The organism is Actinomycetospora sp. NBC_00405, from assembly GCF_036044095.1.
Classification (GTDB): Bacteria; Actinomycetota; Actinomycetes; order Mycobacteriales; family Pseudonocardiaceae; genus Actinomycetospora; species Actinomycetospora callitridis.
The window spans coordinates 2,331,829-2,354,409 of the sequence record NZ_CP107938.1 but is presented as its reverse complement, the minus strand read 5'-3'; the positions used below and the strand labels follow the sequence as shown (position 1 = coordinate 2,354,409).

The following is a 22,581-nucleotide window of genomic DNA, read 5'->3' as shown; positions in this document are numbered from 1 at the left end:
CACGTGGCAGGCTGGACGCGTGATCGTGGCGTTCAGCGTCTCCCCGTCCGGTGTCGGTGTCGACGGCTCGCCGAGTGAGGACGGGTCGGTCTCCGAGGCCGTCGCGGCGGCGGTGCGCGTCGTGCGCGAGTCCGGCCTCCCGCACGAGACCTCCTCGATGTTCACCTCCGTCGAGGGGGAGTGGGACGAGGTGATGGACGTCGTGCGCCGCGCCACCGAGGCGGCCGGGCGCTACGGGTCGCGCGTCTCGCTCGTGCTCAAGGCGGACATCCGCCCCGGCCACACCGGGCAGATGCAGGCGAAGATCGCGCGCGTCGAGGAACGCCTGCAGGGCTGACCACGAGGGCTCGCCGCACCTGGCAGACTCGACCTCGTGGCACGTCCCGATTCCCACCAGGCGGCCCAGGCCGCAGCGCTCTCGTCCGCGATGGCCGGAGCCGTCGATCTGTCCGGCCTCAAGGCCCGCGCCGAGCAGCGCACCCCCGCCGGCGGCGCCCCGCAGCGTCCCGCCGACCCCGCGGGCGGCGGTGGCCCGCCCGCCGCCGGTGGCGGCGCCGCGCCGGCCGTCGTCCTGGACGTCACCGAGGAGACGTTCCAGGCCGAGGTCATCGAGCGCTCGATGCAGGTGCCGGTGGTCGTCGACCTCTGGGCCGAGTGGTGCGGGCCCTGCAAGCAGCTCTCGCCGGTGCTGGAGAAGCTCGCGGCCGAGGGTCGTGGCGCGTGGATCCTCGCGAAGATCGACGTCGACGCGAACCCGCGCATCTCGCAGGCCTTCCAGGTGCAGTCCATCCCGCACGTCGTCGTCGTGGCCGGCGGCCAGCCGGTGACGTCGTTCAACGGCGCCCAGCCCGAGCCGCAGCTGCGCCAGTGGATCACCCAGCTGCTCGACGCGCTGCGCGACCAGATGCCCGGCATCGCGGAGGCCGAGGCCCGCGCCGGCGGCGAGGTCGACGCCGAGCCCGTCGAGGAGCCCGAGGACCCGCGCATCGTCGCGGCCGAGGAGGCCCTGGAGCGCGGCGACTACGCCGCGGCTGCCCAGGCCTACGAGCAGATCCTCGCGAGCGAGCCGGCCCACGCCGAGGCGGCGGCCGCGCTGGCGCAGGTGAAGTTCCTCGAGCGCGCCGAGTCGGCCGACCCGTCGGCCATCGGCCGTGCGGACGCCGCGCCCGACGACGTCGACGCCCAGATCGCTGCCGCGGACGCCCAGGTGGCCGCCCAGGACGTCACCGGTGCGTTCGACCGGCTCGTGCAGACGGTCGCGCGCACCGCGGGGGACGACCGCGACCGCGCGCGCACCCACCTCGTCGAACTGTTCGAGCTCTTCGGCACCGAGGACGAGCGCGTGACCACCGCCCGCCGGGCCCTGGCGCGCGCCCTGTACTAGCCCGCTCCGGCGGCGCGAACGGGGACTTTGCGCGCGTAGAAGCAGCGAACAGCGCGTTCGCTGCGTCCAGTCAGACGCCGCGCAGGCACGCGTCCGCGCCGCCGGTGACGCCGGTGCGGAAGACGCGGATGCGCTCGTAGCCCGTGCCCGCGGCCGCGACGCCGTCGGTGCCGCGCGAGGCGGTGTCCTCGCTGAGCAGCAGGGTCACCGACTCGTCGAGGTCGCCGGGGGACAGGCCGAACGCGCTGTCGCCCGTGCCGACGGCGGCGCTGTAGGCGCCGGCGAGGCAGAGCGCGGCGCGCCCGCCCTCGGGCCCCGTCGTGGGCCGCCCGAGCGCGGCGAGCGCGGCGGACCCGAAGCGCGAGGCGAGCAGCGTGCCCGTCGAGAAGTCGCCGATGCGGGCGTGGTCGGCCGCGAGCGTGCCGCCGGTGTCGATGCGCACCGCCGACGGCTCGCCCTCACCGCCGCACCAGGCCACGGGCCCCTGGACCTCGCCGTCCGTCCCGGGGCAGGTCGGGTCGCCGCGCTCGGCGCCGGGGACGGTCCACTGCCCGCCGCGACGGCGGACCTCGTCGCCGAACCACCGGTCGAGGTCGGGGACCATCGCCCGGATCAGCTCCTCGACACCGAGGTTGCCCCCGGAGCTCTCGTCGGCGGCGGAGCGGAACGACTGCTGGGTGAAGACCCGCTCGCGGCCCATCGACGCGCAGACCGCGGGGTCGCCGTCGAAGCCGTCCTGGAACGACGAGACCCGGTCGAAGGCGTTGCCGTGGGCGTCGGCGTTGCGGGGCGAGGTGCCCACCGGGTCGCGGAAGGTGATCAGCGCGCCCATGGCCCCGTCGATGCCGGTCGCGCCCGTGCGCAGGTCGGGGAGCGCGCCGTCGCGGACGCGGCGCAGGAACACGCCCGCGTAGCAGTCGGCCTGCGCCTCGAGCAGGATCGTCGGCGCCGCGGCGAGGGCGCCGTCCTGGTCGAGCCGGCCCTGCACGCTGTGCCCGAACTCGTGGGAGAGCACGACGACCACCGCCGCGTCCCCGAACTCGCGGCGCAGCTGCGGCAGCAGGTTCGTCCGGTCCCACGCGATGACGTCGGAGCGCGGGCAGTAGAACGCGGTGCCCTCGATCTCCCGGGGGTTGGGCAGGCACGGCACCGGGCGCTCGCCGCGGCCCTGCGGGTCGACCGAGAAGTAACCGGCCAGCGGCGGGAACGCCCGCCCGCCGGCCAGCGGCGGGAACGCCTCGCCCCAGAATCCCTCGAGGTCGCGCATCGTCGCGGCCGCGAGGCGGTCCTCCTCGCTGCCGTTGGTGCCCGAGATGAACGACGGGTCGGCCCCGATCGTCACCTCGCGGCTGGGGATCGCCCGCCCGTCGACGGGGAACGCGCACGCCGAGGTCAGCAGCACGGCCAGCACCGAACACGTCACGACCAGCGCTCGCCCGAGCGATCCCCGCACGGCCGACATCATGCCCGGCCCGTCGGCGCCGCGCGTGCGGATCCGGGTCAGGGGGCCGGGGAACTGCGGTCGAGGGCCAGCCAGATCACCCCGGACGCCGGGAGGGTGACCTCCGCGGACGCCGGACGTCCGTGCCACGGGCTCGACGAGGCGATGACGGCGCCGTAGTTGCCGACCCCGCGTCCGCCGTACACGTCGGCGTCGGTGTTGATGACCTCGCGCCAGCGACCCGCCTGCGGCAGGCCCACCCGGTAGTTCGGGTGGTCGACGCCGGCGAAGTTCACCAGGCACGCCACGGCGTTGCCCTCGCGGTCGTGGCGCAGGAACGACAGCACGTTGCCCGTGGCGTCGTTGGCGTCGATCCACGAGAAGCCCGCCGGGTCGACGTCGAGCTCGTACATGGCCGGCGTCGACCGGTAGGCCGCGTTGAGGTCGCCCACCAGCCGGCGCAGGCCCCCGTGACGGGGGTCGTCGAGCAGCTCCCAGTCCAGCGAGCGCTCCTCGGACCACTCGCGGACCTGGCCGAACTCGCCGCCCATGAACACCAGCTGCTTGCCCGGGTGCGCCCACATGTAGCCGAAGAGCGCGCGAACGCCCGCGGCCTTGCGGTCGTCGTCACCGGGCTGTCGCGTCCACAACGAGCCCTTGCCGTGCACGACCTCGTCGTGCGACAGGGGCAGCACGTAGTTCTCGCTGTACGCGTACGTCATCGAGAACGTCATCTGGTTGTGGTGGTAGCCCCGGTACATCGGGTCGCGCCCGATGTAGTCGAGCGTGTCGTGCATCCAGCCCATGTTCCACTTGAAGCCGAAGCCGAGCCCGCCGAGGTGGGTCGGGCGCGTGACACCCGGCCACGCCGTCGACTCCTCGGCGATCGTCACGACGCTCGGGTGGTGCTTGTAGACGGTGGCGTTGACCTCCTGGAGGAACGACACCGCCTCGAGGTTCTCGCGGCCGCCGTAGCGGTTGGGGGTCCACTCGGTGCGCGAGTAGTCCAGGTAGAGCATCGAGGCGACGGCGTCGACGCGGAGACCGTCGATGTGGAACTGGTCGAGCCAGTACAGGGCGTTGGCGACCAGGAAGTTCCGCACCTGGGAGCGCCCGAAGTCGAACACGAGCGTGCCCCAGTCGAGCTGCTCGCCGCGGCGCGGGTCGCCGTGCTCGTAGCAGGGCGTGCCGTCGAAGCGCGCCAGCGCCCACTCGTCCTTGGGGAAGTGGGCGGGCACCCAGTCGACGATCACGCCGATGCCCGCGCGGTGCAGGCGGTCGACGAAGTAGCGGAAGTCGTCCGGGGTGCCGAAGCGCGAGGTCGGCGCGTAGTACGAGCTGACCTGGTAGCCCCACGAGCCGCCGAACGGGTGCTCGGCGACGGGCAGCAGCTCGACGTGGGTAAAGCCGGTCTCGGTGAGGTACTCGGCGAGCTCCTCGGCGAGCTCGCGGTAGCCGAGACCCTGGCGCCAGGAACCCGGGTGCAGCTCGTAGATGCTCATCGGCTCGCTGTGCGGGGCCGAGGCGTCGCGCGCGGTCATCCACGCCTGGTCGGTCCACTCGTGCGTCGACGTGGTGACCACGGACGCCGGCGTGGGCGGCAGGTCGGCGGCGTAGGCCATCGGGTCGGCCTTGTCGAGCCAGTTGCCGTCCGGGGTGAGGATGCGGAAGCCGTAGCGGGCGCCGTCGCCGATGCCCGGGACGAACAGCTCCCAGACGCCGGAGCCGAGCGCGCGCATCGGCGTCGCCGTGCCGTCCCAGCCGTCCCAGTCGCCGCACACCCGCACGCCGCGGGCGTGGGGCGCCCAGACGGCGAACGACGTGCCCTCGACGGGGCCCGCGGGCGTGGGCCACCGGCGGAAGTGCGCCCCGAGCGCGTCCCAGAGCCGCTCGTGGCGGCCCTCGCCGATGAGGTGCAGGTCGACGGGCCCGAGCACCGGGGAGAACCGGTACGGGTCGTCCGCGATCGTCTCGACGGTCTCGCCGGTGGTCTCGTCGGTGCGCCGGGTCGCGAGGCGGTAGCGCGGCAGCGGCCCGGGCACGCCGGCGGCGAACACCCCGGCCGCGTGCACCTCGGCGAGCGGGTAGCGCCCGGCCGTCGGGCCGTCGTCGATCACCACGTCGACGGCGTCGGCGCCGGGACGCAGGGCACGCACGATCACGGTGCCCGGCGACTCGGGGTCACGGTGCGGGCCGAGCACCGAGTGGGGGTCGCGGTGCGAGCCCTCCATGAGCAGGTGGACGTCGAGGTCCGAGGGCGCGGGGGTCAGCGGACGGGACCGGGTCATCGCTGGCTCCGCCCCACGGGCGTGAGCAGCCGGCGCATCGACCGGAGCGGGATCGACACCCACCCCGGCCGGTTCCGGGTCTCGTACAGCACCTCGTACACCGCCTTGTCCAGCTCGTAGGCCCGCAGCAGCTCGGGCGTGTCCCGGGGATCGGTCCCCGCGACCTCGGCGTAGCCGTCGCAGAACGCCGACCGGTTGCGGTCGGCCCACTCCTGCGCGCGGTGCCCGAGCTGTGGATCGGGATCGTCGGTGGCCTGTTCCCGTTCGGAGAGCTGGTGGAACGCGGCGTAGTCGAACGAGCGCAGCATCGCGGCGACGTCGCGCAGCGGGGAGTCGGGACGCACCCGGTCGGCCAGCGGCTTCGACGGCTCGCCCTCGAAGTCGATGACCAGCCAGCCGGTGGGCGTGCGCAGCTCCTGGCCGAGGTGCAGGTCGCCGTGGATGCGCTGGATCGTCGTTGGGCCCGCCTCGCTCACCCCGCGGAACACGGCGGCGATGGCGTCGCGCTGCTCGGCGACGCCCTCGACGGCGGCCGCGGCGCGGTCGAGCCGCTCGAGCATCCAGGCCTGGACCTCGCCGGCCACCTCGGCGTCGAGCGGGCGGGTGCCCAGCGCCGCGGCGAGCTCGCGGTGCACCGCGCCGACCGTCTTGCCGATCCGGTGGGCCTCGCCGGCGAAGTCGCCGCCGACCTCGTCGGCGCGCAGGTCGGCCTCGGCGAGCAGGTCGCGCACGCTGGTCAGGGCCATCGACCAGCCGTCGGCCGAGTTCGCCGCGTACTCCTGCAGCATCGCCACCGTCATCGGCTCGCCGTCCAGCGAGCCCTCGATCGCCCCGAGCAGGGGCGCGACCTCGGCGCTGCCCTCGCGGCGCAGGGCCCGGTGCAGCTCGAGGTCCGGGTTGAGCCCGGTCGTCGCGCGGCGGAAGAGCTTGAGGATGGCGCGCTCGCCGTAGATCACCGAGCTGTTCGACTGCTCGCCCTGCAGCGGGCGCCCGGGGCCCACGATCACCGGCTCGGTGTCGGGCTCGGCGACGAAGCGCAGCGGCTCGCGCGTCGCGTTCTCGGTGATGAGCGCGAGGAACAGCCGGCTGATCCGTCCGTCGGCGAGGCCGTCGTAGACCACGTCGTCGCCGCGGTCGGCCGGGCGCCGGCCGATCACGGCGTGCTCGAGGTCGCCGGGCGGCTGGTGCTGCGCCCCGAGGACCAGCTGGTAGCGCTCCTCGGCGGCCCCGTCGGCGAACGACACGGTGATCACCGCGTGCTCGACGGTCGGCGTCTCACCGGGCTGGGAGATCACGGAGTGGGAGGCGGTGCGCACCCCGGAGACCTTGCGGCCCTTCGCGGGGAACCAGCGCTGCGTGGGCAGCCAGGCGATGAGGGCGTCGTGGAGTCCGGCGAGCGGGTCGGCGGACCCGTCGGGCGTCCCGTCGGGCGTCACTGGGGTCATCAGCGCTCCTCGGCCGGGTGGATCGCGAACCAGTAGAAGCCGTGGCCGGGCAGCGTCAACAGGTAGGAGAGCTCACCGATCGGCGGGAAGGGCACCCCGCCGGTGAGTTCCGTGGGGACCATGCCCTTCCAGGCGATGAGGTCTAGCTCCACCGGTTGCGGGAAGCGCGACATGTTGTTCACACACAGCACGACATCCCGGGTGCCCTCTTCGTCGGTGTGCTCACGCAGGTAGGCGAGGACGCTCGGGTTCGTGCCGCCGAGCTCGTGGAACGAGCCGAGGGCGAACGCCGGGTGCTGTTTGCGGATGTCGATCATGCGGCGGTTCCAGTGCAGCAGGCTGGCCGTCGAGTTGGACTGCGCCTCGACGTTCACCGCCTGGTACCCGTAGACCGGGTCCATGATCACCGGCAGGTTGAGCCGGCCCGGGTCGCACCTGGAGAAGCCGGCGTTGCGGTCCGGCGTCCACTGCATCGGGCTGCGGACCCCGTCGCGGTCGCCGAGCCAGATGTTGTCGCCCATCCCGATCTCGTCCCCGTAGTAGAGGACGGGGCTGCCGGGCAGGCTCAGCAGCAGGGCGGTGAAGAGCTCGAGCTGGTTGCGGTCGTTGTCGAGCAGCGGGGCCAGGCGGCGGCGGATGCCGATGTTGGCCTTCATCCGCGGGTCCTTGGCGTACTCCGCGTACATGTAGTCGCGCTCGTCGTCGGTGACCATCTCGAGCGTCAGCTCGTCGTGGTTGCGCAGGAAGATGCCCCACTGCGCGTTCGACGGGATCTCCGGCGTCTGCGCCAGGATCTCCGAGATCGGGAAGCGCGACTCCCGCCGCACCGCCATGAAGATGCGCGGCATCAGCGGGAAGTGGAACGCCATGTGGCACTCGTCGCCGCCGATCTCGGCGTCACCGAAGTACTCGACGACGTCTGACGGCCACTGGTTGGCCTCGGCCAGCAGGACGCGACCCGGGTACTCGTCGTCGACCACCTTGCGCACCCGCTTGAGGAACGCGTGCGTCTCGGGGAGGTTCTCGCCGTTGGTGCCGTCGCGCTCGAAGAGGTAGGGCACCGCGTCGAGGCGGAACCCGTCGATCCCGAGGTCCAGCCAGAACCGCAGCGTGTCGAGCATCGCCTCGCACACCGCAGGGTTGTCGAAGTTCAGGTCGGGCTGGTGGGAGAAGAACCGGTGCCAGTAGAACTGCCCGCGCTGGGAGTCGTAGGTCCAGTTCGACGCCTCGGTGTCGATGAAGATGATCCGGGCCTCGGACCAGCGCGTGTCGTCGTCCGACCAGACGTAGAAGTCGCCGTAGGGCCCCTCGGGGTCGCGGCGGGACTCCTGGAACCAGTGGTGCTGGTCCGAGGTGTGGTTCATCACGAGGTCGGTGATGACGCGGATGCCCCGGGCGTGCGCCTGGTCGAGCAGCTCGACGAAGTCCTCGACGGTGCCGAACTCGCCGAGCACCTTGCGGAAGTCGCGGATGTCGTAGCCGCCGTCACGCAGCGGCGAGTCGTAGAACGGCGGCAGCCACAGGCAGTCGACGCCGAGCCAGGCCAGGTAGTCGAGCTTGTCGATCAACCCGCGCAGGTCGCCGAACCCGTCGCGGTTGGAGTCGGCGAACGCCCGGACCAGCACCTCGTAGAAGACGGCGCGCTTGTACCAGTCCCCGTCGACGGGCAGCGTCCGCGCGTGCCGGAACGCCGCGGCGCTCGGTTCCTCGACGGCGTGGGCGCCCTTGTCCTCGGTGTGGTCCCGGACGTGCGCGCCCGACTCCTCGTTCGCCACCGTGCCCGCCTCGGCGCTGACTCCCTCGTTCATCAGGCGTCACGCTAGTGGTCCAGCCCGGCCACGCGCGGCACCGGGCGGACAGCGGCTCGACGACCGTCAGGAGTCGGGGTCGTCGGCGGGCCGGGCCTCGATGACCGTGCCGCGGAACGAGCGGGTGCCGGCCGGGTCCGGACGCGCTCCCCAGGTCGGACCCGCGGCCCCGCCGGGGCCGCCGACGCCGGCGACGGTGACCGTCGGGCCCATCCGTGCGCTGCCGGCGCGCACCGCGCGGTCGGCGGCGCGGCGGGCGAGCGCCCGGCGCACCGGCGGGACCAGCAGGACGAGCGCGGCGAGGGTGGACAGCAGGCCGGGCACCACCAGCAGGACGCCCGCGAGCGCCACGTACATGCCGTCGGCGACCTCGGCCTCGGCGGGCCGCCCGGAGCGCGCCGCGCGGCCGAGCTCGACCAGCGAGCGCCGGCCCTCGTGACGCAGGGCCCAGAAGCCGACGACCGCGGACAGCACCAGGACCCCGAGCAGACCCCAGAACCCGATGGCCTGCCCGACCAGGACGAGGACGGTGATCTCGACGGCCAGACCGACCGCCAGGGCGACGAGTACGCGCACGGTGGACCTCCCAGGGCTCTCGTCCGGTCCAACGCCCGGCGCCCCCGGATCGTGCCCGATGCGCCCGGTTCTCAGCGGGCGCACAGGGTGGGGGGACCTAGCGGCGCAGCACCGAGATGACGTGCGCCACGTCGCGCCAGGGCTCGAGGCGCACGTAGTTCGTCTCGCCCCACTCGAACGTCTGCCCGCTGACCTCGTCGTACGCGCCGAACCGGTCATGGCGCTCGAGGCCCAGGGCCGACATGTCGAGGTGCAGGTTGCCCTCCTCGATGCCGAACGGGTTGAGCGTGACGACGCACAGCACCGTGTCCCCGGTGAGCGGGTCGGTCTTCGAGTAGGCGAGCAACGCCTCGTTGTCGGTGTCGTGGAAGCGCACCGTCCGCAGCTGGCGCAGCGCGGGGTGGTCGCGGCGCAGCTGGTTCAGGCGCGTGATCCACGGCTCGAGGCTGCGCCCTTCGGCCAGCGCGCCGGCGAAGTCGCGGGGGCGCAGCTGGTACTTCTCCGAGTCCAGGTACTCCTCGCTGCCCGGGCGCACGGGCTGGTGCTCGAAGAGCTCGAAGCCCGCGTAGACGCCCCAGCTCGGGCTCAGCGTGGCCGCGAGCGCCGCCCGGATGGCGAACATGCCCGGGCCGCCGACCTGCAGCGACTCGTGGAGGATGTCCGGGGTGTTGACGAAGCAGTTCGGTCGGCACTCGTCGAGCCGGTCGCGGTGCAGCTCGAAGAACTCGCGCAGCTCGTCGCGGCCCGTGCGCCACGTGAAGTACGTGTAGCTCTGGCTGAAGCCGGCCTTGGCCAGCCCGAACAGTCGCGCCGGGCGGGTGAACGCCTCGGCCAGGAAGATCACGCCCGGGTCCCGGCGGTGCACCTCGGCGATCAGCCAGTTCCAGAAGTTCGGCGGCTTCGTGTGCGGGTTGTCCACCCGGAACACGCGGACGCCGTGCTCCATCCAGTACAGGACGATCCGCAGGACCTCGGCGTAGATGCCCTCGGGGTCGGTGTCGAAGTTGACCGGGTAGATGTCCTGGTACTTCTTCGGCGGGTTCTCGGCGTAGGCGATCGTCCCGTCGGGGCGGATCGTGAACCACTCCGGGTGCTCGAGGGCCCAGGGGTGGTCCGGCGCGCACTGCAGCGCCAGGTCCAGGGCCACCTCGAGGCCCAGCTCGTGGGCGTGGGCGACGAATGCGTCGAAGTCCTCGATCGTGCCGAGGTTCGGGTCGATCGCGTCGTGACCGCCCGCCGCCGAGCCGATGGCCCACGGGGAGCCGACGTCCTCGGGCCCCGGGGTCAGGGTATTGTTCGGCCCCTTGCGGTTGACCGTGCCCACCGGGTGGATCGGCGGCAGGTAGGCGATGTCGAAGCCCATCGCGGCCGCGCGGTCCAGCTCGCGGGTGGCGGTGGCGAACGTGCCGTGCACCGGCCTGCCCTCGGCGTCCCAGCCGCCCGTGGAGCGGGGGAAGAACTCGTACCAGGCGCCGCTGAGCGCGAGCGAGCGCTCGACCTGGACGTGGTGGGTCTCGCCCTCGGTCACGAGCTCCCGCACCGGGTACTCGGTCATGGTGCGGTGCACGGGCACCGACAGCGCGAGCCCGACGCGCTGGGGCAGCTCGAGGTCGGTGTCGCGCAGCTCCGCGGCGGCCTTGGTGAGGGTGCGGGCGAGGTCGAGCACCGGGGGCATCGCGATGCCGCCCGTGCGCTCGCTCGCGGGGTCGTCCTCCGCGATGCGGGGGGTGTCGCGCAGGCGCTGCTCGATGCCGTCGGCCGCCCGCTCGAGCAGGCGGGCGCCGGACTCGAGGTCGTTGGAGAGCTCGGCGGCACCCTGGCCGGCCCGCGTCTTGACGTCGACGGCGTGGCGCCACGTCGCCCACGGGTCGCTCCACGCGTCGACGCGGAAGCTCCACAGGCCCTCGGTGTCGGGGACCACCTGGCCGGCGAACCGGTCGGTCAGCGGGCCCGTCGGCACCATGCGCGTGCTCCGCGGGGCCTCGTCGCCGCACGGGATCGTGGCGTCGGGGTCCTGCCCGTGGCTCTGCGCGCCGCAGCGCTGCCAGACCAGGGTCGCCGCGACGGCGTCGTGGCCCTCGCGCCAGACCGTCGCCTCGACCGGGACGACCTCGCCGACGACGGCCTTCGACGGGAACCGCCCGCCGGAGACCTCGGGCGTGACCTCGTCGATCCCGAGCCGGCCCTGCGGCAGGGCGTGCCGATCGATCGCGTCGGCGGGGATGCCGGCGCGGGGGGCCGGTGCCGGGGCGGTGGTGGCCTCCGTCGTCGCGGTGTCGGCGGGGGTGGTGGTCGTGTCGGGGCCGGCGGCGGGCGCGGCGGCCGTGGGCGAGACCGCGTCGGCGTCCGTCGCGGGGGCGCCTGCCGGCTCCTCGGCGGGGACGTCCGCGCCCTCGGGGTCGGTCACGGTCACGTCGCCGGGGGCGTCGCCGCCGCGGGGGTCGGTGTCGGCGGACGCCGCGGTGTCCACGGCCGGGACCTCGTCGCGCGGGTGGTCGGGGGCGAGGCCCGAGCCGCCCTGGTCGGCGGCGTGGTCGGCGGGGTCGTCGGCGGGGTGATCGGCGGGGTCGACCGGCAGCGGTCCGATGCCGAGGGGGTCGTCGTCGTCCGGGACGACGTGGCGACCGTGTCCCGAGGACACGGTCGTCGCCGGCGGGTCGACGGGGTCGGGCGTGCTCGAGGAGGGGGTCGGGTCGGCACCGTTTCCCGAGGACACGGTCGTCGCCGGCGGGTCGACCGGATCGGGCGTGGTCGGCGCGGGCGAGCCGGGGCCCGAGGTGTCCGGCCACGGACGCGTGCGGGGCGGAGTGGTGTTCTCCGGGGCGCTCGCCGGGGCACTCGCGGACTCCTGGGGGCGGTCGCCGGACCGCGAGGCAGCCCCGGCCGCGAGACCCGCGACGCCCAGGCCTGCGGCGCCCGCGGCGGCGGTGCCCCAGCCCGGGCCGGAGGCGGTCGCGTCGTCGGTCGGGCGGTCCGTCGGGGAGGCCGCCGGGGAGTCCTGCGGGACGTCCCCGGTGGTCACGGTCGCCGTCTCTGGCTCGTCGTTCGTGGGAGCCGCGGAGCCGACCGGCGCGTAGGGCGTCCGGGGCATGAACCAGGACGCGTCGTCGGCGGGGGGCTCGGGACGGTCCGTGCCGGGCCGGTCCGTACCGGGACGGTCCGGGGTAGGACGGTCCCCGACCGGAGGGGTCACACGTCCGGTCGTCTGGTCGTGATCGCGGTCCGACGACGAGGTCATGCCTGGTCCGCTACCCGCAACCGGCGGAATCGATGCGGACGGCCGGTCGGGGTGCGACGAGGGGCGCGTGGTGGGCCGGCCGGTGGCGACGCCCCAGGGCGGGGTCGCGGGCCGGCGCCACGGCGGCAGGGTCGGGGTGGGGGAGCCGCCGGTCTCCGTCCCGGCCGGCATGCCGGGCATGTCCCCGCCCACGGCGTGGAAGCCGTTGGCGGGCGTCACCGGGTCGTCCGACGCCGCGCGCGTGGGGCCGTACGTCCCGAACGGCGGGACGACGGGGCGCTCGGTGGGCCGCGCCGATCGCTCCACCGGCGACGGGAAGCCTCCCGACGGAGGCCCGGCGGGGCGGCCGGGAATCGGGAAGCCGCCGGACGGCGGGCCGGTGGTGCGCCCGGGCATCGGGAACGGGCCGGTGGTGGGCCCGTGCGGGCGGGCGTCGGGCGGCGGCGGAGGCCCGACCTCGACGTCCTCGGCCGACCCCCAGCCCCGGCGCCTGCGGCGCCAGGAGCCCGACGGCGGGCCGGTCTCGACCTCGCTGGTCTCGCTGCCGGACTCCGTCGCGAAACCGCCGAGGAAGGGCGGGCTGCTGGCGCCGTCGGACCCGACGGCGGCCTGCTCCCCGGTGACGTCGCGGGGCGCCTCCGACGAGGTTTCGGGCGGGGCCTCGTCCCGGCCCTGCGCCTCCGCGGAACGTCGTCCGAACCGCCACCATCTCCCCAACGCGCTCACGCCACGCAGCGTAGTCATGGGATCGATCCAGGGAAGGTGGGGCCGCACGGCGCGTCGCGGGTCGAGCCGTAGGCTCCGGCCACGTGAAGGCTCTGCGTCGCTTCTCTGTCCGTGCCCAGCTCCCGGCCGCTCTCGCGCCCCTCCAGGAGCTCGCGATGAACCTGCGCTGGACGTGGCACGGGCCCACGCAGGACCTGTTCGCGGGCGTCGACGAGGCGGTCTGGCGCTCGTGCGGCGGCGACCCCGTCCGGATGCTCGGCGAGGTCCGTCCCCAGCGCCTGGCCGAGCTGGCCGAGGACGCCGGGTTCGTCGGCCGCGTGCAGGAGCGCGCCGAGGACCTGCGCGCCTACCTCCGCGAGCCGCGCTGGTACCAGGGCCGCGCCTCCGAGGGCCTGCCGTCGGCGATCGGCTACTTCTCGATGGAGTTCGGGGTCAGCGAGGTCCTGCCGAACTACTCGGGCGGGCTCGGCATCCTCGCAGGCGACCACCTCAAGGCGGCGAGCGACCTCGGCGTGCCGCTGGTCGCGGTCGGCCTGCTCTACCGCTCGGGCTACTTCCGCCAGTCGCTCTCGCTCGACGGCTGGCAGCAGGAGCAGTACCCGGCGCTCGATCCCCAGGGCCTGCCGCTGCACCTGCTCGCGGACTCCTCGGGGGAACAGGTCCTGATCGGCGTCGCGATGCCCGGCGGCCGGACGCTGCGCGCGCGGGTGTGGGTGGCGTCGGTCGGCCGCGTGCCGCTGCTGCTGCTCGACGCCGACATCGAGGAGAACGACCCCGACCTGCGCCAGATCACCGACCGCCTCTACGGCGGCGACGCGGAGCACCGCATCCGCCAGGAGATCCTCGTCGGCATCGGCGGCGTGCGCGCGGTCCGCGCGTTCTGCGGGCTGACCGGGCACCCGGCCCCCGAGGTGTTCCACACCAACGAGGGCCACGCGGGCTTCCTGGGGCTCGAGCGCATCCGCGAGCTCGTCGCCGACGCCGGCCTCGACTTCGAGCAGGCGCTCGCGACCGTCCGCGCCGGCACTGTCTTCACCACCCACACCCCGGTGCCCGCGGGCATCGACCGCTTCCCGGTCGGCCTCGTGGAGCACTACTTCACCGCCGACATGCTGCCGGGCACCGAGCCGTCGCGGGTGCTCTCGCTGGGCCGTGAGCCGGCCGGCGACATGTTCAACATGGCGCACATGGGCCTGCGCCTCGCGCAGCGCTCGAACGGTGTCTCGCAGCTGCACGGCGAGGTCTCGCGCGGGATGTTCCAGTCCCTGTGGGGCGGGTTCGACGCCCCGGAGGTGCCGATCGGCTCGGTGACCAACGGCGTCCACGGCCCCACCTGGACCGCCCGCGAGATCGGCGGCCTCACCGCCGGGGCCGAGGCCTCGGGCAGCCCGGAGCTCTTCGGCGTCTCCGACTCCCTGCTCTGGGAGCTGCGCGGGACGCTGCGCCGGCGTCTCGTCGAGGAGGTCCGCCGGCGGGTGCGGGCGTCGTGGCTGCAGCGCGGCGCGTCCGAGCCGGAGCTGGCCTGGACCGAGCGCATCTTCGACCCGGACGTGCTCACCATCGGCTTCGCGCGCCGCGTCCCGACCTACAAGCGGCTGACGCTCATGCTGCGCGACCCCGAGCGGCTCAGGTCGATCCTGCTCGACCCCGAGCGCCCCGTGCAGCTCGTGATCGCGGGCAAGTCGCACCCGGCCGACGAGTCGGGCAAGGCCCTGATCCAGCAGATGGTCCACTTCGCCGACGACAACGGCGTGCGCCACCGGATCGCGTTCCTGCCCGACTACGACATGTCGATGGCGCGCTACCTGTACTGGGGCTGCGACGTCTGGCTGAACAACCCGCTGCGCCCGCTCGAGGCGTGCGGCACGTCGGGGATGAAGTCCGCGCTCAACGGCGGGCTCAACCTGTCGGTGCGCGACGGCTGGTGGGACGAGCTCTACGACGGCCGCAACGGCTGGGCGATCCCGACCGCCGACGGCGTCGACGACCCCGACCGCCGCGACGACATCGAGGCGAACGCCCTCTACGACCTGCTCTCGACGCAGGTCGCCCCGCTGTTCTACGACCGCGGCGCCGACGGCGTCCCCGACCGCTGGACAGCGCTCGTGCGCCACACGCTCGCGACGCTCTCGCCGAAGGTGCAGGCGACGCGGATGGTCACCGACTACGTCGAGCAGTGGTACGCGCCCGCCGCCCGGTCCGCCGCGCGCGTCGTGGCCGACGGGTGGGCCGGCGCCAAGGAGCTCGCGACCTACCGCGCGCGCCTCGACGCCGCCTGGTCGTCCGTGACCGTCGCCGAGGTCGACGCCTCGGGCGGCGCGGACACCCCGGTGCTCGGGGCGCCGATGACGGTGCGCGCGGAGGTCGTGCTCGGGGGCCTCGACCCCTCCGAGGTGCTCGTCCAGGCCGTCGTGGGCCGCGCCGACGACGCCGACGAGCTCTCGGAGTCGACCGTCCAGCCGATGACCTCGATCGGCCCGGGCCACGACGGCTCCCACCGCTTCGAGGCCGTCGTGGCCCTGCCCCACGCCGGCGTCCTGGGCTACACGGTGCGCGTGCTGCCCCGCCACGACCTCCTCGCCGCCCCCGCGGAGCTGGGTCGGGTCGTGCTGCCGGCGTAGCAGCAAGATCTCCGATCGTGGAGCGATCGTTCCGCTGAGCGGAGCGTTCGCTCCACGATCCCGGATCTTGCTCGGATCCGGCATGGATCCGGGGACCGCGCGGCTGCGTCGAACGGGACGTGAGCACCGACGCGCAACTCATCACGCTCCGCCGGCTGATCCGCCGCCAGTACGGGGTGGTGAGTCTCGACCAGGCGGGAGCTGCCGGCTACTCGCGCCAGGCGGTGGCCCGCAAGGTCGCGGCGAAGGCGTGGTTCCCGGCCGGCCCGCGGGTGTACCAGGTGGCCGAGCACGACGAGACCCCGCGGTCCCGCGCCGTCGCGGCCCTGTTGTCGCTGGGCCCCGACGCCACGCTCGTCGACACCTCCGCCGCGTGGTGGTGGGGGCTGCACGACACGGCGCCCGGCCGACCCCGTGCCGCGGTGCCGCCGGGCCGCCGTCCGCGCCCGCGTGACGACGTCGCCGTCTCCCGCCGCGTGATCGACCCGCTCGACCGCACCCGGGTCGGCGGCGTCGCCGTGACGACGAGGGCGCTCACGGTGCTCGACGCCGCGACGGTCCTCGGTCTCGAGGAGGGCGCGCGCGTGGCGGACCGCGCCCTGCAGAGGGGGTCGGTGAGCCTCGAGAGCCTGCGGGACACGCACACGAGGACGGCGGGACGCCGCGGAGCGGTGCTCGGTGCCGCACTCATCGCCCTCGCGGACGGTGGCGCGCGGTCGTGGGAGGAGCGGGCGCTGCACGGGGGGCTGGACCGGGCGGGGATCACCGGGTGGTCGGCGAACACCGAGATCATCCTGCCCGGCTACGGCCGCGCGCTCGGTGACGTGGTGTTCGAGGAGGAGAGGGTGATCGTCGAGGTCGACGGGTGGGCGTACCACCGTGACCTGCGCGCGTTCCTCGTCGACGGGCCCCGTCAGTCGGCGTTGGCCGCCGAGGGCTGGGTGGTCCTGCGCACCCACTGGTACGAGCTCCGCGAGGACGCGGCGACGTTCTTCACCCGTCTCCGCAGGACGTTGCGGGCAAGATCTTGATACGTGGAGCGAACGCTCCACTCAGCGGAACGCACGCTCCACGAACATAGATCTAGGACGGCACCGCGCGCAGCACCAGGGCCGTGTGGGCCGGGACGGCGAGGGGCTCGCCGGCGGGCAGGGGGTCGGTCGTCTCCGGGGCGCCGCCGGGCGTGCCGGCGTCGAGCACCGGGGTCCAGGCGGCGTCGCCGAAGGCGGCCGGCAGGAGGACGTCGACGGGGGCGTCGCCGGCGTGGAGCACGAGCAGCAGCGAGGGCGCCGCGTCGACGCGGACCACGAGCGTCCGGCCGTGGGCGTGGAAGTCGGGCTCGGTGAACTCGCGGCCGTCGGGGTGCAGCCAGGCGATGTCCGGGGCGGCGCCGTCGGGGTCGGTGTCCGCGCGGCCGTAGAAGAAGTCGGTGCGGCGCAGCGCCGGGGTGGCGCGCCGCAGGGACAGCGCGCGGGCGATGAAGTCGACGAGCTCCGGGGAGTCCCACGCGCGCCAGGACGTCTCGTCGTCGAGCGAGTAGACGTTGTTGTTGCCGTGCTGGGTGTGGCCGAGCTCGTCGCCACCCAGCAGCATCGGTGTGCCGGCCGAGAGCAGCAGGGTGGTGAGCAGGTTGCGCGCCTGCCGGGCCCGCAGCCCCAGGATCGCCGGGTCGGAGGTCGGCCCCTCGACGCCGTGGTTGGCGCTGCGGTTGTCGTCGGTGCCGTCGCGGCCCTGCTCGCCGTTGGCCTCGTTGTGCTTGTGCTCGTAGGACACGAGGTCGGCGAGGGTGAAGCCGTCGTGCGCGGTGACGAAGTTGACCGACGCGGCCGGGGTGCGGGCGGGCCAGTACAGGTCCGAGGAGCCTGCGATGCGGGTGACGACCGCCGAGAGCGGGCCGTGGCCGCGCCAGAAGTCGCGCACGTCGTCGCGGAACCGCCCGTTCCACTCCGCCCACCCGGGCCCGAAGCCGCCCACCTGGTAGCCCTCGCCGGTGGCGTCCCAGGGCTCGGCGATCAGCTTGACGGTCGAGAGCACCGGGTCCGAGGTGATGTCGGTGAGCAGCGGCGCGGCCGGGTCGAAGCCGCCGCCGCGGGGTCGTCCCAGGGTGGAGGCGAGGTCGAATCGGAAGCCGTCGACGCCCATCGTCGTCACCCAGTGGCGCAGGGAGTCGACGACCAGGCTCCGGACCAGCGGCGACGCGGCGTCGAGGGTGTTGCCGCAGCCGGTGAGGTCGACGTCGCGGCCCCGCGCGTCGAGGGCGTACCAGCCGGCGGCGTCCAGGCCGCGCCACGACAGCGACGGGCCGTCGGCGCCGCCCTCGCAGGTGTGGTTGAACACGACGTCGAGCACGACCTCGAGGCCCGCGGCGTGCAGGGTCGCCACCATCGCCCGGAACTCCTCGACCTCGCGGCCGGGCGTCGAGGCGTAGCGCGGCTGCGGGGCGAGGTAGGCGAGCGTCGAGTAGCCCCAGTGGTTGGTGCGCCCGCGGGAGAGCAGGCTCGGCTCGTCGGCGTGGGCGAACACCGGCAGCAGCTCGAGCGTCGTCACGCCGAGCCCGACGAGGTGGTCGATCACCGCGGGGTGGGCGAGCCCGGCGTAGGTGCCGCGGAGGTGCTCGGGGACGGCCGGGTGGCGCATCGTGAGGTCGCGGACGTGGGTCTCGTAGATCACCGTGTCCGGCCACGGCACCCCGGGACGCGCGCCCGTCATGGGCTCCAGCGGCGCGGTGACGATCCCGTGCGGCACCGAGCCCGCCGAGTCGTGGTCGTCGGGGCGGGCCGAGAACGGGTCGGTGCCCTCGAAGGCGCGCGCGGCCGCCAGCGAGGTGACCGAGCCCTCGACGCGTCGCGTCCAGGGGTCGACGAGGAGCTTCGCGGGGTTCGTGCGCACCCCTCGTCCCGGCTCCCACGGGCCGTGGACGCGCAGGCCGTACGGGTCGCCCGCGGCGACGCCGTCGGCGGTGCCGCGCCACCACCCGTCGCCCGAACGGCCCAGCTCGATCCGCCGTTCACCGCCAGGGCCGGGGAGGCAGAGCTCCACCGCCTCGACGCTGGGCCCGGCGGGCACGCACGCGCGCAGCATGTCGCCCTCCAGGTGGGTGCCGCGCTCGCCGACGTCGATCGGGGTGGTGGACATCGGAGGGGATCGTGCCCGATCGGGGGCGGGCCGTCGCCCGAAGCGGAGTGTGATCCGACAGGATGGTCGGCGACCGAGGTGGACACCGGCGCGAATCCACGGGGTGACCCAGCGAGTGACCGAGCACGTGCCCGATCCGGACACCGTGATCCACATGACCGGCGTGGGCGTACGGCGCAGCGGCAACGACCTGCTCGCCGACCTCGACTGGACCGTCGAGCTCGACGAGCGCTGGGTGGTGCTGGGACCGAACGGGGCCGGCAAGACGACGCTCCTGCGGCTCGCCGCGGCCGAGATGCACCCGACGACGGGCACCGTCGAGCTGCTCGGGGAGCGGCTCGGGCGTGTCGACGTCTTCGAGCTGCGGCCGCGGATCGGGCTGGCCAGCGCGAGCCTCGCCGGCCGCGTCCCCACCGACGAGACCGGCCAGGACGTCGTCCGCAGCGCCGGCTACGGCGTCCTGGGCAGCTGGCGTGAGCAGTACGACCCCGAGGACGACGCGCGCGCCGCGGGCCTGCTCCAGGCCATGGGCGCGGCGGCGCTGTCCGGACGGGCGTACGGGACGTTCTCGACCGGCGAGCGCCAGCGCGTGCTCCTGGCCCGCGCCCTGATGACCGACCCCGAGCTCCTGCTGCTCGACGAGCCCGCCGCGGGCCTCGACCTCGGCGGGCGCGAGGACCTGGTGGCGCGTCTCACGGCGCTGGCCGCGGACCCCGAGGGTCCGGCGACGGTGATGGTCACCCACCACGTCGAGGAGATCCCGCCCGGCTGCAGCCATGCGCTGCTCCTGCGCGAGGGCCGGGTGGTCGCCCAGGGCCTGCTCGACGACGTGATGACGTCGGAGAACCTGTCGGCGACGTTCGGGCAGCCGCTCGAGCTCGCGAGCCGCCGCGGTCGCTTCACCGCGATCCGGAGATAGGGTCGCGGCCGGTCCGGATCAGATCGTCGGCCCACAGATCGAGGAGGCTCACCGGTGACGGAGTTCGTGCGGCTCGAGGTCGAGGGCGGGGTGGGCACCATCCGCCTGGACCGGCCCCCGATGAACGCGGTGAACCGGCAGCTGAACCTGGAGCTGGCCGAGATCTCGGCCGAGGCCGCGGGACGCACCGACGTCCGCGCGGTCGTGGTCTACGGCGGCGAGAAGGTGCTGGCCGCCGGGGCGGACGTCAAGGAGATGGCCGCGCTCACCTACTCCGAGATGGCCGAGCGCGCCCACGAGCTGTCGAACGGGTTCGGCGCCGTCTCGACGATCCCCAAGCCGGTGGTCGCCGCGATCACCGGCTACGCCCTCGGCGGCGGCTTCGAGCTGGCGCTGTCGTGCGACCGCCGCATCGCCGGCGACAACGCCAAGGTCGGCCAGCCCGAGATCCTCCTCGGGATCATCCCCGGCGGCGGTGGGACGCAGCGCCTCGCGCGGCTCATCGGTCCCGCGAAGGCCAAGGACGTGATCTTCACCGGCCGGATGTACAAGGCCGAGGAGGCGCTGGCGCTCGGGATGGTCGACGAGGTCGTCGCCCCCGACGAGGTCTACAGCCGCGCCCACGCGTGGGCGACCCAGTTCGTCAACGGCCCGACGCGCGCGATCGCCGCCGCCAAGGCCGCCATCGACCGCGGGCTCGACACCGACCTGCGCACCGGCCTGAACCTCGAGAGCGAGATGTTCGCGGCGCTGTTCGGCACCGAGGACCAGACGATCGGCATGCGGTCGTTCGCCGAGAACGGGCCCGGCAAGGCCCAGTTCCTGGGCCGATGAGCGTGTCCCACCCGTCGCAGGCCGAGGTCGACGCGGCCCGCGACGATCCCAAGCTCGCGAACGTCCTGTACCACGACTGGGAGTCGGTCTCGTACGACGAGAAGTGGTCGATCTCGTTCGACGAGCGCTGCACGACGTTCGCGGTGGACCGCTTCCGGGCGGTGAGCCCCGGAGCAGAGACCTACGACCACGCCCTCGAGGTGGGCTGCGGCACCGGGTTCTTCCTGCTCAACCTGATGCAGGGCGGGATCGCGCGCCGGGGGACGGTCACCGACCTCTCGCCGGGGATGGTCGAGGTGGCGACGCGCAACGCGGCGAACCTGGGCCTCGACGTCGAGGGCCGGGTGGCCGACGCCGAGACGATCCCGGTGCCCGACGCGTCCGTCGACCTCGTCGTCGGGCACGCAGTGCTGCACCACATCCCCGACCTCGACACGGCGTTCCGCGAGATCCTGCGGGTGCTCAGGCCGGGCGGGCGGTTCGTCTTCGCGGGCGAGCCGACGCGGCTCGGCGACCTCTACGCCCGCAAGCTCGGCCAGGCGACGTGGTGGGCGACGACCCGGTTCGCGCCGTCGTCCTGGCTCAAGCCGCAGGCCGAGCTCGACGAGTCGTCGCGGGCGGCGGCGCTCGAGTCGGTGGTCGACCAGCACGTCTTCGACCCCGACCGCCTCGAGCGCTACGCCCACGCCGCGGGCGCGGTCGACGTCCGGGTGGTCACCGAGGAGCTCTCGGCGGCGGTCTTCGGCTGGCCGGTGCGCACGTTCGAGGCCGCGGTGCCGCCCGGGAAGCTGGGCATGGGGTGGGCGATGTTCGCCTACCGCACCTGGCAGCGGCTCTCGTGGGTCGACGAGCACGTGCTGTCGAAGGTCGTGCCCCGCTCGCTGTTCTACAACGCGCTGGTCACCGGGGTGCGGCCGCCCGATCCCGTCCGGGTGTAGTGGCCTACGCCTTCACCCCCGACGACGTCGCGTACCTGGCGTCGTCGGCGGGGCGTGAGGCCGTTCTCCGGGCGTCGGAGCTGGTCGGCGACGACCGGCTGCGGGCGGTGACGGTGCTGCGCGAGCGTCTCGGCGACCGGGCCGCGCCCGTGCTCGAGACCGCGCTGCTGCAGGCGCGGGTCCGGAGGCGCGTCCCCGACGGCTGGCTGCTCACAGCGGACGCCGCCGAGCAGGCCACCGCCGCGCCGGTCGCCGCCCACCGGGCGTCCCGGCTCGCGGGCCGCGACGTGCACGACGTGACCTGCTCGGTGGGCGCGGAGCTGGACGCCCTGCGGCACACGGCCTCGCGGCTGGTGGGCTCCGACCTCGACCCGGTGCGCCTGGCGATGGCGCGCGTCAACGTGCCCGGCGTGCCCCTGGTGCGCGCCGACGCCCTCGCGCCGGTAACCCGGGGCACGGTGCTCGTCGCCGACCCGGCGCGCCGCACGGCCTCCGGCCGCCGGACGTGGCGCCCGGCCGACTTCGTCCCGCCGCTGGATGGGCTAGCCGAGGCGGCCGGGATGTGTCAGCGGCGTGGCGCCGCTGACGTTGAACGTCCGTATCGCCACGCACACGAACTGGTGGTGTCGACGGCCCCGGGCCTCGATCCGGCGCTCGTTCCCTGGGCGACCGAGGTCGAGCTCGTCAGCCTCGACGGCCGGGTCCGCGAGGCGGCGCTGTGGTCCGCGGGGCTCGCGACGACCCGCCGGCGGGCGACCGTCCTCTCGACGCGCGGCCCGGACTGGGAGGTCACCGACGCCGAGGACGACGACTGCCCGGTGGGCCCGGCGGGCGAGTGGATCGTCGACCCCGACGGCGCCGTTGTGCGCGCCGGGCTGGTGCGCCAGTACGGCGCGCGGCACGGGCTGTGGCGGGTCGACGAGCACCTCGCCTACCTCACCGGCGACGCCCCGCCGCCGGGCATCCGGGCGTTCCGGGTGCTCGAGCACGGACGCTACAGCGAGAAGACGCTGCGCACGACCCTGCGCCGGCGCGGCGTGGGGCGCGTCGAGATCCTCGTCCGCGGCCTCGACATCGACCCGAACGCCCTGCGGCCCCGCCTCAAACTGGCGGGCTCGCAGGAGGCGACCGTCGTCCTCGCCCGTCTCGAGACCGGGCCGGAGGCGTACGTGTGCGAGGCGGTGAGCGACCGGGTATCCGCGACCTCCGACCCACGATGAGGAGGCAC

Annotated in this window: 15 protein-coding genes; 8 read left to right on the top strand and 7 right to left on the bottom strand. The window is 74.3% G+C overall.

Going from position 1 to position 22,581, the window contains the following annotated elements:
* Window positions 1–19 precede the first annotated feature (19 nt).
* Both OG774_RS11615 and OG774_RS11610 read left to right on the top strand, forming a co-directional pair.
* Window positions 20–337 (top strand): thiamine-binding protein, encoded by a 318-nt coding sequence (locus OG774_RS11615; RefSeq protein ID WP_274193240.1) that lies wholly within the window; start codon window positions 20–22, stop codon window positions 335–337.
* A gap of 90 nt (window positions 338–427) precedes the next feature.
* Window positions 428–1,384: a tetratricopeptide repeat protein gene (locus tag OG774_RS11610; RefSeq protein ID WP_328310921.1), complete on the top strand. Its 957-nt coding sequence runs from the start codon at window positions 428–430 to the stop codon at window positions 1,382–1,384.
* 70 nt (window positions 1,385–1,454) lie between these two features.
* Here the strand turns inward: OG774_RS11610 and OG774_RS11605 are convergent, their stop codons facing one another.
* The 6 genes from OG774_RS11605 to OG774_RS11580 form a co-directional block, all read right to left on the bottom strand.
* Window positions 1,455–2,837: a neutral zinc metallopeptidase gene (locus OG774_RS11605; RefSeq protein ID WP_328309542.1), complete on the bottom strand. Its 1,383-nt coding sequence runs from the start codon at window positions 2,835–2,837 to the stop codon at window positions 1,455–1,457.
* 47 nt (window positions 2,838–2,884) lie between these two features.
* On the bottom strand, window positions 2,885–5,113 hold the full coding sequence (glgB, locus tag OG774_RS11600; RefSeq protein ID WP_328309541.1) for a 1,4-alpha-glucan branching protein GlgB: 2,229 nt from the start codon (window positions 5,111–5,113) through the stop codon (window positions 2,885–2,887).
* Entirely contained in the window at window positions 5,110–6,558 is a 1,449-nt protein-coding gene (locus tag OG774_RS11595) for a maltokinase N-terminal cap-like domain-containing protein (protein ID WP_328309540.1), read from the bottom strand. The genes glgB and OG774_RS11595 overlap by 4 nt, the downstream gene beginning before the upstream one ends.
* A complete protein-coding gene (gene treS, locus OG774_RS11590; RefSeq protein WP_328309538.1) occupies window positions 6,558–8,366 on the bottom strand; it encodes a maltose alpha-D-glucosyltransferase in 1,809 nt (602 codons plus the stop codon). The genes OG774_RS11595 and treS overlap by 1 nt, the downstream gene beginning before the upstream one ends.
* Before the next feature lie 66 nt (window positions 8,367–8,432).
* A complete protein-coding gene (locus OG774_RS11585) occupies window positions 8,433–8,942 on the bottom strand; it encodes an FxsA family protein (protein WP_328309536.1) in 510 nt (169 codons plus the stop codon).
* A 97-nt stretch (window positions 8,943–9,039) separates the two neighbouring features.
* Window positions 9,040–11,136 (bottom strand): alpha-1,4-glucan--maltose-1-phosphate maltosyltransferase, encoded by a 2,097-nt coding sequence (locus OG774_RS11580; RefSeq protein ID WP_328310919.1) that lies wholly within the window; start codon window positions 11,134–11,136, stop codon window positions 9,040–9,042.
* Window positions 11,137–12,989: 1,853 nt separating this feature from the next.
* On the opposite strand from OG774_RS11580, the gene glgP reads away from it, so the two are divergent.
* Window positions 12,990–15,527, top strand: coding sequence for an alpha-glucan family phosphorylase (gene glgP / locus OG774_RS11575; protein ID WP_328309534.1), 2,538 nt, complete (start codon window positions 12,990–12,992; stop codon window positions 15,525–15,527).
* Window positions 15,528–15,646: 119 nt separating this feature from the next.
* Window positions 15,647–16,558, top strand: coding sequence for a DUF559 domain-containing protein (locus OG774_RS11570; protein WP_328309533.1), 912 nt, complete (start codon window positions 15,647–15,649; stop codon window positions 16,556–16,558).
* Between the two features lie 52 nt (window positions 16,559–16,610).
* Here the strand turns inward: OG774_RS11570 and glgX are convergent, their stop codons facing one another.
* Window positions 16,611–18,662 (bottom strand): glycogen debranching protein GlgX, encoded by a 2,052-nt coding sequence (glgX, locus tag OG774_RS11565; protein ID WP_442873978.1) that lies wholly within the window; start codon window positions 18,660–18,662, stop codon window positions 16,611–16,613.
* A gap of 154 nt (window positions 18,663–18,816) precedes the next feature.
* On the opposite strand from glgX, the gene OG774_RS11560 reads away from it, so the two are divergent.
* From OG774_RS11560 to OG774_RS11545, 4 genes are read left to right on the top strand one after another with little or no spacing between them, the layout of a single operon-like run.
* On the top strand, window positions 18,817–19,581 hold the full coding sequence (locus tag OG774_RS11560; RefSeq protein ID WP_328310915.1) for an ABC transporter ATP-binding protein: 765 nt from the start codon (window positions 18,817–18,819) through the stop codon (window positions 19,579–19,581).
* 54 nt (window positions 19,582–19,635) lie between these two features.
* Window positions 19,636–20,415 carry an enoyl-CoA hydratase/isomerase family protein gene (locus OG774_RS11555; protein WP_328309531.1) on the top strand — a complete coding sequence of 260 codons (780 nt, stop codon included), beginning with the start codon at window positions 19,636–19,638 and terminating at the stop codon, window positions 20,413–20,415.
* Window positions 20,412–21,353, top strand: coding sequence for a class I SAM-dependent methyltransferase (locus OG774_RS11550; protein ID WP_328309529.1), 942 nt, complete (start codon window positions 20,412–20,414; stop codon window positions 21,351–21,353). Before OG774_RS11555 ends, OG774_RS11550 begins: the two co-directional genes overlap by 4 nt.
* Window positions 21,353–22,573, top strand: a complete 1,221-nt coding sequence (locus OG774_RS11545; protein WP_328309527.1) for a THUMP-like domain-containing protein — start codon at window positions 21,353–21,355, stop codon at window positions 22,571–22,573. Before OG774_RS11550 ends, OG774_RS11545 begins: the two co-directional genes overlap by 1 nt.
* Window positions 22,574–22,581: the final 8 nt, after the last annotated feature.

Coding starts and splice junctions, on each gene's coding strand:
- glgB (WP_328309541.1), bottom strand. CDS start 5,113: ATGACCCGGTCCCGTCCGCTGACCCCCGCGCCCTCGGACCTCGACGTC.
- glgX (WP_442873978.1), bottom strand. CDS start 18,662: ATGTCCACCACCCCGATCGACGTCGGCGAGCGCGGCACCCACCTGGAG.
- OG774_RS11550 (WP_328309529.1), top strand. CDS start 20,412: ATGAGCGTGTCCCACCCGTCGCAGGCCGAGGTCGACGCGGCCCGCGAC.
- OG774_RS11560 (WP_328310915.1), top strand. CDS start 18,817: ATGACCGGCGTGGGCGTACGGCGCAGCGGCAACGACCTGCTCGCCGAC.
- OG774_RS11610 (WP_328310921.1), top strand. CDS start 428: ATGGCCGGAGCCGTCGATCTGTCCGGCCTCAAGGCCCGCGCCGAGCAG.
- treS (WP_328309538.1), bottom strand. CDS start 8,366: ATGAACGAGGGAGTCAGCGCCGAGGCGGGCACGGTGGCGAACGAGGAG.
- OG774_RS11595 (WP_328309540.1), bottom strand. CDS start 6,558: ATGACCCCAGTGACGCCCGACGGGACGCCCGACGGGTCCGCCGACCCG.